The sequence below is a fragment of the Streptomyces sp. NPDC059906 genome (genome assembly GCF_042730645.1).
Lineage (GTDB): Bacteria > Actinomycetota > Actinomycetes > Streptomycetales > Streptomycetaceae > Streptomyces > Streptomyces rubrogriseus.
On the sequence record NZ_JBHWKU010000021.1, the window covers coordinates 1 to 13,665 of the forward strand.

Sequence of the window (13,665 nt, forward strand, 5' to 3'; positions counted from 1 at the left end):
CCCCGGAACCGACGAGCCCCTCGCCCGTGGAGCGTGTCGGTCAGACGCCGACCGGCTCTCCCCGCTCCCCGCGCTCCCCGCGCTCGCCGTCCCGCTCCGGCGACGCGATCGCCTCGGGCGACTCGTCGTGGGTCAGGTCCGGCAGCCGGTGCAGCCACTTCGGCAGGTACCAGTTGCGCTCGCCGAGCAGCGACATCACGGCCGGCAGCAGGACACCGCGGATGATCGTCGCGTCGATCAGTACCGCCGCCGCCAGGCCCACGCCCATCTGCTTCATCGACTGCATGGACAGCGTGCCGAAGATGGCGAACACCGCGACCATGATGACGGCGGCGCTGGTGACGACCCCCGCCGTGGTGACCACGCCGTGCTGGATCGCGTCCCGGGTGGAGCGCCCGCGCAGCCGCGCCTCACGGATCCGGGAGACCACGAACACGTGGTAGTCCATCGACAGGCCGAACAGGATCACGAAGAGGAACAGCGGCAGCCACGTGATGATGGCGCCCACGCCCTCCGCGCCCACCAGCGAGGCGCCCCAGCCGTGCTGGAAGACGGCGACCAGGATGCCGTACGCCGCGCCCACCGACAGCAGGTTGAGCACGATCGAGGTGAGCGCGACCGTCAGCGAGCGGAAGGACAGCAGCATCAGCAGGAAGGCAAAGACCACGACGAAGGCGAAGACCGGCAGGACCGATCCGACGAGCTGGTCGTTGAAGTCCTTGTTGCCGGCCACCTGACCGGTGATCGGCGCCTCGACGCCGTCGACCTTGCCCAGCGTCGCGGGCCGCACGTCGTCGCGCAGCTTGTCCAGGCTCTCGCCCGCCTTGTCCTGGTCGGAGCCGCCCACCAGCGGGACGTACACCAGCGCGACGTTCTGCTGGTCGTGCACCGTGATGTCCACCGGACCGCGCGAGGCCCCCGAACCGATCGCCCGTTCCCGGAAGTCGGCGAGCGCGGCCCGCACCTCGGGCGCGTTGATGTCGTCGGCCTTCACCACCACCTCGGCCGGGTCGGACCCGCCGGGGAAGGCCTCGTTGACCCGGTTGTACGTCTGCACGATGGGCAGCGAGTCGCCGAACTCCTGGTCCAGCGTGAGGTTCTGCGTCTTCATGCCCAGGGCGGGCGCGGCGACGGCCAGCAGCGCGCCGACGGCGACCACGGCGGCGAGCAGCGGCTTGGCCAGTACGCGCTTGAGCACGGCCGTCCAGAACCGGCTGCCCTCACTCGCGGAGCCGCTCGGCCGGCGGCGGCGCAGGAACGGCACGCGGCCCTTCTCCACCCGCTCGCCCAGCAGGGACAGCAGCGCCGGCAGCACCGTCACCGAGCCGACCATGGCGACCGCGACCACCATCAGCGAGGCCAGGCCCATCGCCTCGAACTCGGCGATGCCGGTGAACAGCATGCCCGCCATCGCCACGCACACCGTGACGCCGGAGACGACGATCGCCCGGCCACTGGTGGCGGCGGCGATCCGCAGGGCCGTCTGCGCGTCCCGTCCGGCGGCGCGCTCCTCGCGCTCGCGGCGCAGGTAGAACAGGCAGTAGTCGACGCCGACGGCCAGACCGACCAGCAGCATCACGGAGTTGGCGGTCTCGCTCATCGGCTGGACGTGGCTGACCAGGCCCATCAGGCCCATCGTCGCGACGATCGCGGTGATCGCCAGCGCCACCGGGACCAGCGCCGCCACCAGTGCGCCGAACGCGACGAGCAGGATGCCGAGCGCCACCGGCACCGCCGAGTACTCGGCCTTCTTGAAGTCGTCGCCGAACGCGTCGTCGAACGTCTTCATCATGCTGGCGCCGCCGATCTCCTCGATCCGCAGCGACTCGTGCTCCTTCTGCACCCCCTCGACCGCCTTCAGCACCGGCTCGACCCGCTCGCCCGCGGTGTCCGCCTCGCCGCGCATGTCGAACTGCACCAGCGCGCTGCGGCCGTCCTTCGAGATCGTCTTGGCGTCGTACGGCGAGGTGACGCCCGTGACCTTCCCGGTCTCCTCCACCGCCGCGACGACCGCGTCGACCGCGGCCCGGAACTCGGCGTCCGCGGCCTTCAGATCACCCGACTTCGCCTGGACCAGGACCGACTCACTGGCCGGTTCGTCGATCCCCGCCTCCTCGACGATCCGGGCGGCGGTGTGCGTCTCGCCGCCCATCTGGTCGCTGTCCTTGACGTCGACCCGGCCGGCTGCCGAACCGAGCCCCATCGCCAGGACGACGAACAGCACCCAGATCCCGACGGCGGCCCAGCGGTGCCGGGCACTCCAGCCGCCCGCCCGGGCGGCTATGCCCCGCACCCGTGTCTCTCGGTTCCGCATGACCGGCCTGCCCCCTCATGAGCGGTGCCGGCCCCCTGCCGCCACCTTGCGTTTCGAAGGTATGGCCCGCGTAAGGACGCCGCGTCGTGCTCTCCGGTGACGTGCGGCGGCGCCGCCCTCATCCCTCCGTACCGCCGCACTCACCGCTGAGGAGGATCCCGGCCCCTTACATGTACCGGGCGATCCCAGGGGCGTCGATCAGGGTGCGACGGCGCGCCGGAGCCTTTTGGAAGAGTTGTTGTTTAAGTCACAGGCGTGTGTAGTGGTTGAACCCCGCACACCGCATCGGCGAGAGTGGCGCGCACGTCCGCCCGGCGCGGACCAGGCCGTCGTGCCCACCCCCACGGGGCACGACGGCCGTTCTATGGTGTGCGGATGACGACGATGTACGCGGCGCTGCTGCGCGGGATCAACGTGGGCGGCAGCCGGAAGGTCCCGATGGCCGACCTGCGCGCGCTGCTGACCTCCCTCGGCCACGACGCCGTACGCACCCATCTGCAGAGCGGACAGGCCGTCTTCGCGTCCGACCACGGCGACGAGGAGTCCCTGGCCGCGGAGCTGGCGGAGGCGATCGAGAAGCGGTTCGGCTTCCCGGTGGACGTGATCGTGCGCGACCACCCCTACCTGAGATCGGTCGTCGAGGCGTGCCCCTTCCCGGCCGCCGAACTGGAGGCCAGGCAGCTGCACGTCACCTACTTCTCCGCACCCGTCGACGCGGACCGCTTCGCGGCGATCGACGCACCGGCCTTCCGCCCCGAGGAGTTCCGCCTCGGCGACCGCGCCCTGTACCTCTACGCACCGGACGGGCTGGGCCGCTCCAAGCTCGCCGAGGCCCTCGGCAGGCCCCGCGTCAACAAGGGGCTGATCGCCACCAGCCGCAACTGGAACACGGTCACCAAACTCGTGGAGCTGACGGGCGCCTGACGGGCCCCCGACGGGTCGTCGGCCTCAGGCCCCGACCGCCAGCGCCACCGGCATCCGCGCCGCGTCGTACCGCTCCAGCAGGACCCGCGCCACCTCCGGTGCGGGACCCAGGACGTCCGCCAGCACGTCGGCCCCGGCCGCGCCCCGCGCGATACGGTCCGGCAGGAAGCCCGGCGCCAGGACGTACGGGGCGACGGCGACGCGCGCACAGCCCAGCGCGCGCAACTGCCGTACCGCGTCCTCGGTGCGCGGAAGGGATGCGGAGGCGAACGCAGGCCGCACGGCGCACCAACCGGTGTGCCGCCACTCCCGCGCGATTTCAGCGATCACTGCGATCGCCTCCGGGTCGGAGGACCCCGCCGAGGCCAGCACGACCCCGGTCGAGGACTTGTCGGCGGGCGTGAGACCCGCCTCGTACAGGCGCCGCTCCAGCGCCGACAGCAGCAGCGGCGAGGGGCCGAGCACCTCGGCCTGCCGGATCCTCAGGCGCGGCGGCGCCGCCGCCAGGACCGCGGGGATGTCCGCCTTGGCGTGGAAGGCGCGGGTCAGCAGCAGCGGCAGGGCCACCACCTCCCGCACGCCCTCCGCCTCCAGGGACTCCAGGACGCCCGGCACGGAGGGGACGTTGAAGTCCAGGAAGCCGGTCTCCACCCGCACGTCCGGACGCAGCGCCCGCACCCGGCGGACCAGGGCGTGCACGGCCTGGGCGTGCCGCGGATCGCGGCTGCCGTGGGCGACGACCAGGAGGACGGGGCGGGCCGGTGCGGACATGGTGTGCCTCAGCCCTTCACCAGCAGACCGCGGCTGCGCAGCACCCAGCGCTCCAGCGGGCTGAAGATCAGCAGGTCGATGGCGATGCCGACGACCAGGATGAGCAGGATGGCCTCGAAGACCATGGCCATGTCGCTGGCGTTGCGGCCGTTCTCCAGCAACTGCCCGAGGCCGACGCCCAGGTCGGGGAAGGAGGCGATGATCTCGGCGGCCATCAGCGAGCGCCAGGAGAAGGCCCAGCCCTGCTTGAGGCCGGCGACGTAGCCGGGCAGCGCGGCCGGCAGCACGATGTGCCAGGTGCCCTTCAGCCCCGTCGCGCCCAGCGTGCGCCCCGCCCGCAGGAAGATCGGGGAGACCTGGTCGACGCCGGACACCAGGCCGTTGGCGATGGAGGGCACCGCGCCGAGCAGGATGACGGCGTACATCATCGAGTTGTTCAGGCCCAGCCAGATCACGGCCGGCGGCACCCAGGCCACCGACGGCAGCGACTGGAGGCCGGACAGGATCGGGCCGATCGCCGCCCGCACGAACTTCACCCGCGCCACCAGCAGCCCCAGCGGGGTGCCGATGAGCAGCGCGAAGCAGAAGCCGAGCAGACCGCGCGAGACGCTGGTCCAGATGTAGCCGAGCAGTTCGCCCTGGAGCCAGGCCTGGTGGAGCACGTCCCACACGTCGGACGGTGCGGGCAGCTTGGTGGGGTCGTCGACGATCTCGAAGGAGACCAGGGCCTGCCACACGGCGAGCACGAGAAGTACGGCGACGGCCGGAGGCAGGATCTTCTCCACCAAGGTCTGCCGGAAGGGCGTGCGCCCCTGCTGCACCGACTCCAGTGCGTCCAGGCCCGCCTCCAGACCGGCGAGGTCGCCGCCGTCCTTCGCGCCTGCGCCCCCGGCGGGACGCGTCGTGTCAGTGCTGGCCATGTCGGCGGATCTCCCCACGCAGTTCTTCGGTGATCTCGACGGACAGCTCCGCCACGGCGGTGTCCTCGATACGGCGCGGCTGCGGGATGCCGACCGTCCACTCGCGCGCGATGCGCCCGGGACGGGAGGACAGCAGCACCACCCGCTCGGCCAGCCGCACGGCCTCGCGGACGTTGTGCGTCACGAACAGCACGGACAGCTTCGTCTCGCGCCAGATGCGGGTCAGCTCGTCGTGCAGCACGTCCCGCGTGATGGCGTCCAGCGCCGCGAACGGCTCGTCCATCAGCAGCAGCTTGCTCTCCTGGGCCAGCGCCCGGGCCATCGCGACCCGCTGGCGCATACCGCCCGACAGCTCGTGCACCCGCTTGCCGTACGCGCCCTTCAGGCGGACGAGTTCGAGCAGCTCCTCCGCCTTGCCGCGGCGCTCGGACTTGGGCACGCCCCGCAGCCTGAGGGCGAGTTCGATGTTCTTGCCCGCGGTCAGCCACGGGAACAGGGCGTGCTCCTGGAACATCAGGGCCGGCCGCCCGTCCGTGCTGATGCCGCCCGCGCTGGGCCTGTCCAGGCCCGCCACCAGGTTCAGCAGCGTGGACTTGCCGCAGCCGGAGGCTCCCAGGAGGGTGACGAACTCGCCGGGTGCGACATCGAGGGTGATGTCGTCCAGGACGAGCTGCTGCCCGGCGGGGCCCGCGAAGGACTTCGAGACGTGCTCGATCCGGGCGGCGTACGTGGCCGGCTCGGTGCCGTCGGCGGCCTTGGCGAGGGTCGTGGTCGTGGCCATGGTCGTCACCTCCTGGGTGGTCGGATCCGGGCTTTACTCGACGCCGAGTCCGGCGTCGTCGACCGCGGGCTTGCCCTTGGCCTTGAGGACCTTGTTGAGCGGCGCGAGGTCGTAGATGCCGTTCAGGTCGGGCTCGTCCAGCAGACCGGCCTTGACGGCGTGCTCCGCCTGGGCGTCGAGGGTGGAGGCCAGCGGGTCGTCGGTGAGCTTGATCGACTCCCAGGCCGGGTCCAGCACGTCCGCCGGGAGCGCCTTGCCGGAGTCCTTCTCCAGCTGGGCGTTGGCCGCGGACTTCGCCTCGTCCGGGTGGGCCGTGATCCACGCGTTGGTGTCGACCGACGCCTTGAGCACCGCCTCCACGGCCTTCGGGTGCTCCTTGAGGAACTTCTGCGACACGATGATGTTCGTGATCACGAACTTCTGGTCGGGCCACAGCGCCGACTCGTCGAGGAGCACCTTGCCGCCCTCGGCCACCAGCTTGGACGCGGTGGGCTCGGGCACCCAGGCGCCGTCCAGGGAGCCGGACTTGTAGGCGTCCGGGGTGACCTTGTTGTCGCTGCGGACGACCGTCACGTCGCCCTTGCCGCTCTGGGCGTCGACCTTCCAGCCCTGCTCGGCGATCCAGTTGAGGAACGCCACGTCCTGCGTGTTGCCCAGCTGCGGGGTGGCGATGCGCTTGCCCTTGACGTCCTTCAGGGACTTGATCTTGTCGGGGTTGACCACGAGCTTCACGCCGCCCGAGGCCGAACCGCCGATGATCCGCAGGTTCTTCCCGTCGGACTTGGTGTAGCCGTTGATCGACGGCGAGGGGCCGATCCAGCCGATGTCGATGGAGCCGGAGTTCAGCGCCTCGATCTCGGACGGGCCCGCGTTGAAGACCGCGTACTTGGCCTCGGTCGCGCCCAGCGCCTTCTGGAAGAAGCCCTTCTGGTTGGCGACCAGCGGGGTGGCGTGGGTGATGTTGCCGAAGTAGCCGATCCGGACGGAGTCGAGACCGTCGATCTTCTCGGCGCCCTCGGCGACCTTGGCGGTGTCGTCGTCCTTCGCCTGGGAGCCGTATCCGCAGGCGGCCAACGTCAGGAGCGGAAGGGCGGCTATGACCGCCAGGGTGCGGCGCAGGGCGTTGGTGGCAGGCACGGGAGGTGTTCCTCTCGTTGGTCCGGCACGCACGCCTGTCGGTTGGTCCGAGGTGTCAGGGCGTGGCCGGGAGGTCGGCAGGTCTTCGGCTGTGCGGGTGGGGGGTGAGGGCGCGCGAGCGGTGCGCGTACGTCACCGCGCACATCGCGCCACTCCGCCCTGCCCGCTGCCGAGAGCACCGCTGCCGACGCGGCCGCCCTCCTTGGCGAACGTGGAGTAGAAGTCCGGGGAGCCCATGCTCAGAAGTCCCACCCGTCGTCGTCGGCCGCGTCCTTGACCGGCTCCGGCGCGGCGAAGGACTCGCCGACCATGCCGGCGGTCAGCGTGGTGCCGTCGCCGGGGTCGATCAGGATGAACGAGCCGGTGCGCCGCGAGTCGGCGTAGGAGTCGGCGGGCAGCGGCTCGGCGGTGCGGATCTTCACGCGGCCGATGTCGTTGGCGACGAGCTGCCCGGGGTGCGGGTGCAGGGACAGGTCGTCCAGCGTGAGCCGGGCCGGGATGTCCTTGACGATCGCCTTGACGGTGCGGGTGCCGTGCTTGATCAGCACCCGGTGGCCCACGGTGAGCGGCGCGTCGGCGACGTGGCAGACGGTGGCCTCGACGTCCTGGCTGGTGGCCGGGGCGTCCTCGCTGGGCACGATCAGGTCGCCGCGCGAGACGTCGATGTCGTCCTCCAGGAGCAGCGTCACCGACTGCGGCGTCCAGGCGGCGTCGACCGGCTCGCCGAGCACGTCGATGGCGGACACCTTCGAGGTGCGGCCCGAGGGCAGCACGGTGACCTCGTCGCCCACCCGGAAGGTGCCGGCGGCGATCTGCCCCGCGTAGCCGCGGTAGTCGGGGTGCTCGGCGGTCTGCGGCCGGATCACGTACTGCACCGGCAGCCGGGCGTGGCAGTGCGCCAGGTCGTGGCTGACCGGGACGGTCTCCAGGTGTTCGAGCACCGTCGGGCCGCCGTACCAGTCCATGACCGCCGACGCCTCCACCACGTTGTCGCCCTCCAGGGCCGAGATGGGGATCGCGGTGACCTCGGGGACGCCCAGCTCGGTGGCGTACGCCGTGAACTCCTCGGCGATCGCCGCGAACACGGACTCCTGGTAGTCGACCAGGTCCATCTTGTTGACGGCGAGGACGACGTGCGGGACGCGCAGCAGGGCGGCGATGGCGGCGTGCCGGCGCGTCTGCTCGACGACGCCGTTGCGGGCGTCGACCAGGATGACCGTCAGCTCGGCCGTGGAGGCGCCGGTGACCATGTTCCGCGTGTACTGCACGTGCCCGGGGGTGTCGGCCAGGATGAACCGGCGGCGCGGGGTGGCGAAGTAGCGGTAGGCCACGTCGATGGTGATGCCCTGCTCGCGCTCGGCCCTGAGGCCGTCGGTGAGCAGCGCGAGGTCCGGGGCGTCCTGGCCGCGGCTCGCGGAGGCGCGCTCGACGGCCTCCAGCTGGTCGGTGAGGACCGACTTGGAGTCGTGCAGCAGACGGCCGACCAGCGTGGACTTGCCGTCGTCGACCGAGCCCGCGGTGGCGAACCGCAGCAGGGTCGTCTCCGACAGCTGCCAGACCGACAGCGGCTCGACGGGTTCAGTGGTGCTGGTCATGTCTAGAAGTACCCCTCGCGCTTGCGGTCTTCCATCGCGGCCTCGGACATCTTGTCGTCGGCGCGGGTGGCGCCGCGTTCGGTGAGCCGGGTGACGGCGATCTCGGCGATGACCTTCTCGATGTCGTCGGCGTCCGAGTCGACGGCGCCGGTGCAGGACATGTCGCCGACGGTGCGGTAGCGGACCTGCCGCTTCTCGACCGTCTCGCCGTCCTTCGGGCCGCCCCAGTCACCGGCCGTCAGCCACATGCCGGAGCGGGCGAAGACCTCGCGCTCGTGGGCGTAGTAGATCTGCGGCAGCTCGATGCCCTCGCGGGCGATGTACTGCCACACGTCCAGCTCGGTCCAGTTGGAGAGCGGGAAGACGCGGACGTGCTCGCCCGGGGCGTGCCGGCCGTTGTACAGGTTCCACAGCTCGGGGCGCTGGCGGCGCGGGTCCCACTGGGAGAACTCGTCGCGCAGCGAGAACACCCGCTCCTTGGCCCGGGCCTTCTCCTCGTCGCGGCGCCCGCCGCCGAAGACCGCGTCGAACTTCTCCGCCTGGATCTTCTCGGTCAGCGGCAGCGTCTGGAGGGGGTTGCGGGTGCCGTCCGGGCGCTCCTTGAGCACCCCGCGGTCGATGTAGTCCTGCACGGAGGCGACGTGCAGCCGCAGCCCGTGCTTCGCCACCGTACGGTCGCGGTACTCCAGGACCTCGGGGAAGTTGTGCCCGGTGTCCACGTGCAGCAGGGAGAACGGCACCGCCGCCGGGGCGAACGCCTTCAGGGCCAGGTGCAGCATCAGGATCGAGTCCTTGCCGCCGGAGAAGAGGATCACCGGCCGCTCGAACTCGCCCGCCACCTCGCGGAAGATGTGCACGGCCTCCGATTCGAGCGCGTCGAGGTGGGAGAGGGCGTACGGGCCCGCCGTACCCTCCCGTGCCGCTTCGGCGGTCGTCGTCATGCCAGTCCCCTTTCGGTGAGCAGCGCGTGGACCGCCGCGGCGGACTCCTGCACGGTCTGGTCCTGCGACTCGATGCGCAGGTCGGGCTTCACGGGCTCCTCGTACGGGTCGTCCACCCCGGTGAGCCCCGTCAGCTCGCCCGCGGCCTGCTTGGCGTACAGGCCCTTCACGTCGCGCACCGAGCACACCTCGACGGGCGTGGCCACGTGCACCTCGACGTACGCCGTGCCGTTCGCCCCGTGGCGCTCGCGCACCGCGTCGCGGCTGTCCGCGTACGGCGCGATCACCGGGACCAGGGCCGTGACGCCGTTGCGGGCGAGCAGTTCGGCGACGAAGCCGATGCGCTGCACGTTGGTGTGCCGGTCCGCGCGGTCGAAGCCGAGGCCCGCGGAGAGGAACTCGCGGATCTCGTCGCCGTCGAGCAGCTCGACGCGCCGGCCCTCCTCACGCAGGCGGTCGGCCAGCTCGCGGGCGATGGTGGTCTTGCCGGCGCTGGGCAGCCCCGTGAGCCAGACGGTGGCTCCGGTCGTCACGTGGTTCTCCCTGGATCTCGGTGGTCCGGTGGTGGCCGGTCCCGTGGTGGTGGCCGGTCCGGTGGTGGTGGCCGGTCCGGTGGTGGCCGGTCCCGTGGTGGTTGTCGGTCCCGTGGTGGTCGGTCCGGTGGTCGTCGTCATGTCAGCCGTGCAGCCCGCACTCGGTCTTCGAGCGGCCCGCCCAGCGTCCGGCGCGGGCGTCCTCGCCCTCCAGCACACGACGGGTGCAGGGCGCGCAGCCCACGGAGGCATAGCCGTCCATCAGCAGCGGGTTCGTGAGGACGCCGTGCTCGGTGACGTACGTTTGCACATCTTCCTGTGACCACTTGGCGATGGGCGAGATCTTCACCTTGCCCCGCTTCTCGTCCCAGCCGACGACCGGGGTGTTCGCCCGGGTCTGAGACTCGTCGCGGCGCAGCCCGGTCGCCCAGGCCTGGTAGCCCGCCAGCCCCTCCTCCAGGGGCCTCACCTTGCGCAGCGCGCAGCACAGGTCGGGGTCGCGGTCGTGCAGCCGCGGACCGTACTCGGCGTCCTGCTCGGCGACCGTCTGCCGGGGCGTGAGCGTGATGACGTTCACGTCCATCACGGCCTCGACCGCGTCGCGGGTGCCGATGGTCTCCGGGAAGTGGTAGCCGGTGTCGAGGAACACCACGTCCACGCCGGGCAGGGCGCGGGAGGCGAGGTGGGCGACGACCGCGTCCTCCATGGAGGAGGTCACGCAGAAGCGGCTGCCGAAGGTCTCGGCCGCCCACTGGAGGATCTCCAGCGCGGAGGCGTCCTCCAGCTCACGGCCCGCCCGCTCGGCCAGCGCCTTGAGGTCCTCGACCGTACGTTCTTCCTGAACCGCCGTCATGTCGGTTCCCCTCCCGTGGAGTCGGACTGAAGGCCCCGGGCGAGCAGCCCGAGGAACTTCAGCTGGAAGGCGCGGTTGCACGCCCCGCATTCCCAGGCGCCGTGGCCCTGCTCACCCGGACGCAGGTCCTCGTCGCCGCAGTAGGGGCAGTAGAAGGGCGCGGCGCGCTCGCTCACGACAGGGCCTCCTCGGAGGCCCGGGCCGCCCAGGCGGCGAAGCGCTCGCCGTCCTCGCGTTCGGCCTGGAAGCGGGTGAGGACGCGCTCCACGTAGTCCGGCAGCTCCTGGGCGGTGACCTTCAGGCCGCGCACCTTGCGGCCGAAGCCGGCCTCCAGGCCGAGGGCGCCGCCGAGGTGCACCTGGTAGCCCTCGACCTGCTCGCCGTGCTCGTCGAGCATGAGCTGGCCCTTGAGACCGATGTCCGCAGTCTGGATGCGGGCACAGGCGTTCGGGCAGCCGTTGAGGTTGATGGTGAGGGGCTCGTCGAAGTCCGGGAGGCGCCGCTCCAGCTCGTCGATGAGCGAGGCGCCGCGCGCCTTGGTCTCGACGATGGCGAGCTTGCAGAACTCGATGCCGGTGCAGGCCATGGTGCCCCGCCGGAAGGTGGAGGGCCGGGCGGTGAGGTCCAGCGCCTCCAGGGACTCGACCAGCGAGTCGACCTTCGCCTCCTCGACGTCGAGGACGATCATCTTCTGCTCGACCGTGGTACGCACCCGGCCCGAGCCGTGCGCCTCGGCCAGGTCGGCGACCTTGGTCAGGATTGTGCCGTCGACGCGGCCCACGCGCGGGGCGAAGCCGACGTAGTAGCGGCCGTCCTTCTGCCGGTGCACGCCGATGTGGTCGCGCCAGCGGCCGGCGGGCTCGGCGGGCGCCGGGCCGTCGGTCAGCTTCCGCTTCAGGTACTCGTCCTCCAGCACCTGGCGGAACTTCTCCGGGCCCCAGTCGGCGACCAGGAACTTCAGGCGGGCGCGGTTGCGCAGCCGCCGGTAGCCGTAGTCGCGGAAGATGGAGATGACGCCCTCGTAGACGTCGGGCACGTCGTCGATCGGCACCCAGGCGTTCAGCCGCACGCCCAGCTTGGGGTTGGTGGACAGGCCGCCGCCGACCCACAGGTCGAAGCCCGGGCCGTGCTCGGGGTGCTCGACGCCGACGAACGCCACGTCGTTGATCTCGTGCACGACGTCCTGCACCGGCGACCCGGAGATCGCGGTCTTGAACTTGCGGGGGAGGTTCGAGTAAGCCGGGTTGTTCAGGACCCGGCGCTTCATCTCCTCCAGCGCCGGTGTGCCGTCGATGATCTCGTCCTCGGCGATGCCCGCCACGGGGGAGGCGATCATCACGCGGGGCGTGTCGCCGCAGGCGGTCACCGTGGACAGGCCGACACCCTCCAGACGGTTCCAGATCTCCGGCACGTCCTCGATCCGGATCCAGTGGTACTGGACGTTCTGCCGGTCGGTGATGTCGGCGGTGCCGCGCGCGAACTCCTGCGAGATCTCGCCGACGACCCGCAGCTGAGCCGTGGTGAGCGCGCCGCCGTCGATGCGGACGCGGAGCATGAAGTAGCGGTCGTCCAGCTCCTCCGGCTCGAGGATCGCCGTCTTGCCGCCGTCGATGCCCTGGCGGCGCTGGGTGTACAGCCCCCACCAGCGCATACGGCCGCGCAGGTCACCGGGGTCGATCGAGTCGAAACCGCGCTTGGAGTAGATCGTCTCAATGCGTGTCCGCACATTGAGACCGTCGTCGTCCTTCTTGGTCTGCTCGTTCCCGTTGAGCGGGGTGAAGTGTCCGGCCGCCCACTGGCCCTCGCCGCGGTGACGGCTCACCTTGCGGCGCGGGGTCGCGGCAGCGGAGTCGGGCGGGGTGGCGGCCATGGGTGACACGTCCTTTGGTGACAGGCGAAATGCGGCTCTGACCTGCGCGCATGGCGCGTGGCACTACGTGGGCACACGGGAGACACGCGTGCGCGTCATTGCGCGGGAGCGAGGCGAATGCGGGGAATACGGAGGTGCTGGAGGGTGCTCTCAGCGGCCCGGACAGATGGCGCTGGACATGCGGCCGAGGTCGACGTGCCGCCGACTCACCAAGGCAATTCCAGTTCCAGGCATGACGGAAGCGTGGCACGGCGATCTGTGACTGGTCCAGCTTAATCCAAAATGTGGACACCCTTGTCTCGGAGAGCGAGACAAGGGTGTCGTGGATCACACCTGTGGTGAGGGTTCGGCCGGACGGCCGAAAACAGATGTGTCGGCGCAGGTCAGGCGGGGAAGGCCCCGGGCCACGGCCCGGGAGTGGCCACGTCCGCCTCCTCCTCCACCTTGGTGTCGAATAGCCGGAAGCCGCGGCGCTGGTAGTTGTCCATGGCGTACGCGCCGTCCTTGCTGCAGGTGTGCAGCCAGACCCGCTTGGTGGTGGCCAGCCCCGGCCAGCGCTCCGCCAGGTCCCAGGCGCGGGCGGTGCCGTACGAGAGGAGGTGGCCGCCGATGCGCCGGCCGCGGAAGGCCTCGATCAGGCCGAAGTACTCGATCTCCACGACCCCGTCGTCGCCGGGCGTCAGCTCCACGTATCCGGCGGGCGTGCCGCGGTCGTGGGCGACCCAGGTCTCCACGCCCGGCCGCTCCAGGTGCTCCCGCCACCGCGCGTGGCTCCAGCCGAGCCGGTCCGTCCAGCGGATGTCGCCGCCGACCGAGGCGTACAGGAAACGGCTGAACTCGGGGGAGGGCACCTCGGCGCGGACGATCCGGACGTCCCCCTCCGGTGCGGCGGCCGGCAGCAGATCGGTGGGCGCCGTCTGCTCCAGGGACCACGTGGTCACGGCGATGTTGGTCATGCCGGTCAGGGAATCATCCGCTCCGCGGATCTGTCGATCCCCGCTCCGTGCGACCGGGCGGCGCCCGCGT

At 71.2% G+C, this 13,665-nt stretch carries 14 protein-coding genes; 1 reads left to right on the forward strand and 13 read right to left on the reverse strand.

Annotated features, from left to right (window positions below):
• Window positions 1–40 precede the first annotated feature (40 nt).
• Entirely contained in the window at window positions 41–2,314 is a 2,274-nt protein-coding gene (locus ACFV9J_RS27385) for an MMPL family transporter (protein ID WP_385358197.1), read from the reverse strand.
• 375 nt (window positions 2,315–2,689) lie between these two features.
• Here ACFV9J_RS27385 and ACFV9J_RS27390 point away from each other — a divergent pair, with 375 nt between their 5' ends.
• Window positions 2,690–3,238, forward strand: coding sequence for a DUF1697 domain-containing protein (locus ACFV9J_RS27390; RefSeq protein WP_385358199.1), 549 nt, complete (start codon window positions 2,690–2,692; stop codon window positions 3,236–3,238).
• A gap of 24 nt (window positions 3,239–3,262) precedes the next feature.
• Here the strand turns inward: ACFV9J_RS27390 and ACFV9J_RS27395 are convergent, their stop codons facing one another.
• The 12 genes from ACFV9J_RS27395 to ACFV9J_RS27450 all read right to left on the reverse strand — a co-directional run bounded on the left by ACFV9J_RS27395 (window position 3,263) and on the right by ACFV9J_RS27450 (window position 13,595).
• Window positions 3,263–4,009, reverse strand: a complete 747-nt coding sequence (locus ACFV9J_RS27395) for a sirohydrochlorin chelatase (RefSeq protein ID WP_385358201.1) — start codon at window positions 4,007–4,009, stop codon at window positions 3,263–3,265.
• Between the two features lie 8 nt (window positions 4,010–4,017).
• Window positions 4,018–4,929: an ABC transporter permease gene (locus ACFV9J_RS27400; RefSeq protein ID WP_385358203.1), complete on the reverse strand. Its 912-nt coding sequence runs from the start codon at window positions 4,927–4,929 to the stop codon at window positions 4,018–4,020.
• Window positions 4,916–5,710 (reverse strand): ABC transporter ATP-binding protein, encoded by a 795-nt coding sequence (locus tag ACFV9J_RS27405; protein ID WP_385358206.1) that lies wholly within the window; start codon window positions 5,708–5,710, stop codon window positions 4,916–4,918. Before ACFV9J_RS27405 ends, ACFV9J_RS27400 begins: the two co-directional genes overlap by 14 nt.
• 33 nt (window positions 5,711–5,743) lie before the next feature.
• Entirely contained in the window at window positions 5,744–6,847 is a 1,104-nt protein-coding gene (locus tag ACFV9J_RS27410; protein WP_385358208.1) for an aliphatic sulfonate ABC transporter substrate-binding protein, read from the reverse strand.
• 239 nt (window positions 6,848–7,086) lie between these two features.
• A complete protein-coding gene (locus ACFV9J_RS27415; protein WP_385358210.1) occupies window positions 7,087–8,442 on the reverse strand; it encodes a sulfate adenylyltransferase subunit 1 in 1,356 nt (451 codons plus the stop codon).
• Between the two features lie 2 nt (window positions 8,443–8,444).
• Window positions 8,445–9,383, reverse strand: coding sequence for a sulfate adenylyltransferase subunit CysD (cysD, locus tag ACFV9J_RS27420; protein WP_385358213.1), 939 nt, complete (start codon window positions 9,381–9,383; stop codon window positions 8,445–8,447).
• A complete protein-coding gene (gene cysC, locus ACFV9J_RS27425) occupies window positions 9,380–10,057 on the reverse strand; it encodes an adenylyl-sulfate kinase (RefSeq protein WP_385358215.1) in 678 nt (225 codons plus the stop codon). Before cysC ends, cysD begins: the two co-directional genes overlap by 4 nt.
• A gap of 1 nt (window position 10,058) precedes the next feature.
• Window positions 10,059–10,769: a phosphoadenylyl-sulfate reductase gene (locus tag ACFV9J_RS27430; protein WP_385358217.1), complete on the reverse strand. Its 711-nt coding sequence runs from the start codon at window positions 10,767–10,769 to the stop codon at window positions 10,059–10,061.
• Window positions 10,766–10,945, reverse strand: a complete 180-nt coding sequence (locus tag ACFV9J_RS27435; RefSeq protein ID WP_159328176.1) for a hypothetical protein — start codon at window positions 10,943–10,945, stop codon at window positions 10,766–10,768. The genes ACFV9J_RS27430 and ACFV9J_RS27435 overlap by 4 nt, the downstream gene beginning before the upstream one ends.
• A complete protein-coding gene (gene sirA / locus ACFV9J_RS27440; RefSeq protein ID WP_385358219.1) occupies window positions 10,942–12,639 on the reverse strand; it encodes a sulfite reductase SirA in 1,698 nt (565 codons plus the stop codon). Before sirA ends, ACFV9J_RS27435 begins: the two co-directional genes overlap by 4 nt.
• 150 nt (window positions 12,640–12,789) lie before the next feature.
• Complete coding sequence (locus ACFV9J_RS27445) at window positions 12,790–12,873, reverse strand: putative leader peptide (protein ID WP_309475039.1); 84 nt, start codon at window positions 12,871–12,873, stop codon at window positions 12,790–12,792.
• 149 nt (window positions 12,874–13,022) lie between these two features.
• Window positions 13,023–13,595, reverse strand: a complete 573-nt coding sequence (locus tag ACFV9J_RS27450; RefSeq protein WP_385358222.1) for a GNAT family N-acetyltransferase — start codon at window positions 13,593–13,595, stop codon at window positions 13,023–13,025.
• Window positions 13,596–13,665 lie beyond the last annotated feature (70 nt).

Excerpts from the sequence above, each read along its gene's own strand:
- ACFV9J_RS27430 (WP_385358217.1), bottom strand. The coding sequence starts at position 10,769 with ATGACGGCGGTTCAGGAAGAACGTACGGTCGAGGACCTCAAGGCGCTG.
- ACFV9J_RS27415 (WP_385358210.1), bottom strand. The coding sequence starts at position 8,442 with ATGACCAGCACCACTGAACCCGTCGAGCCGCTGTCGGTCTGGCAGCTG.
- cysD (WP_385358213.1), bottom strand. The coding sequence starts at position 9,383 with ATGACGACGACCGCCGAAGCGGCACGGGAGGGTACGGCGGGCCCGTAC.
- ACFV9J_RS27450 (WP_385358222.1), bottom strand. The coding sequence starts at position 13,595 with ATGACCAACATCGCCGTGACCACGTGGTCCCTGGAGCAGACGGCGCCC.
- ACFV9J_RS27395 (WP_385358201.1), bottom strand. The coding sequence starts at position 4,009 with ATGTCCGCACCGGCCCGCCCCGTCCTCCTGGTCGTCGCCCACGGCAGC.
- ACFV9J_RS27385 (WP_385358197.1), bottom strand. The coding sequence starts at position 2,314 with ATGCGGAACCGAGAGACACGGGTGCGGGGCATAGCCGCCCGGGCGGGC.
- ACFV9J_RS27445 (WP_309475039.1), bottom strand. The coding sequence starts at position 12,873 with ATGCCTGGAACTGGAATTGCCTTGGTGAGTCGGCGGCACGTCGACCTC.
- cysC (WP_385358215.1), bottom strand. The coding sequence starts at position 10,057 with ATGACGACGACCACCGGACCGACCACCACGGGACCGACAACCACCACG.
- sirA (WP_385358219.1), bottom strand. The coding sequence starts at position 12,639 with ATGGCCGCCACCCCGCCCGACTCCGCTGCCGCGACCCCGCGCCGCAAG.
- ACFV9J_RS27390 (WP_385358199.1), top strand. The coding sequence starts at position 2,690 with ATGACGACGATGTACGCGGCGCTGCTGCGCGGGATCAACGTGGGCGGC.
- ACFV9J_RS27400 (WP_385358203.1), bottom strand. The coding sequence starts at position 4,929 with ATGGCCAGCACTGACACGACGCGTCCCGCCGGGGGCGCAGGCGCGAAG.
- ACFV9J_RS27405 (WP_385358206.1), bottom strand. The coding sequence starts at position 5,710 with ATGGCCACGACCACGACCCTCGCCAAGGCCGCCGACGGCACCGAGCCG.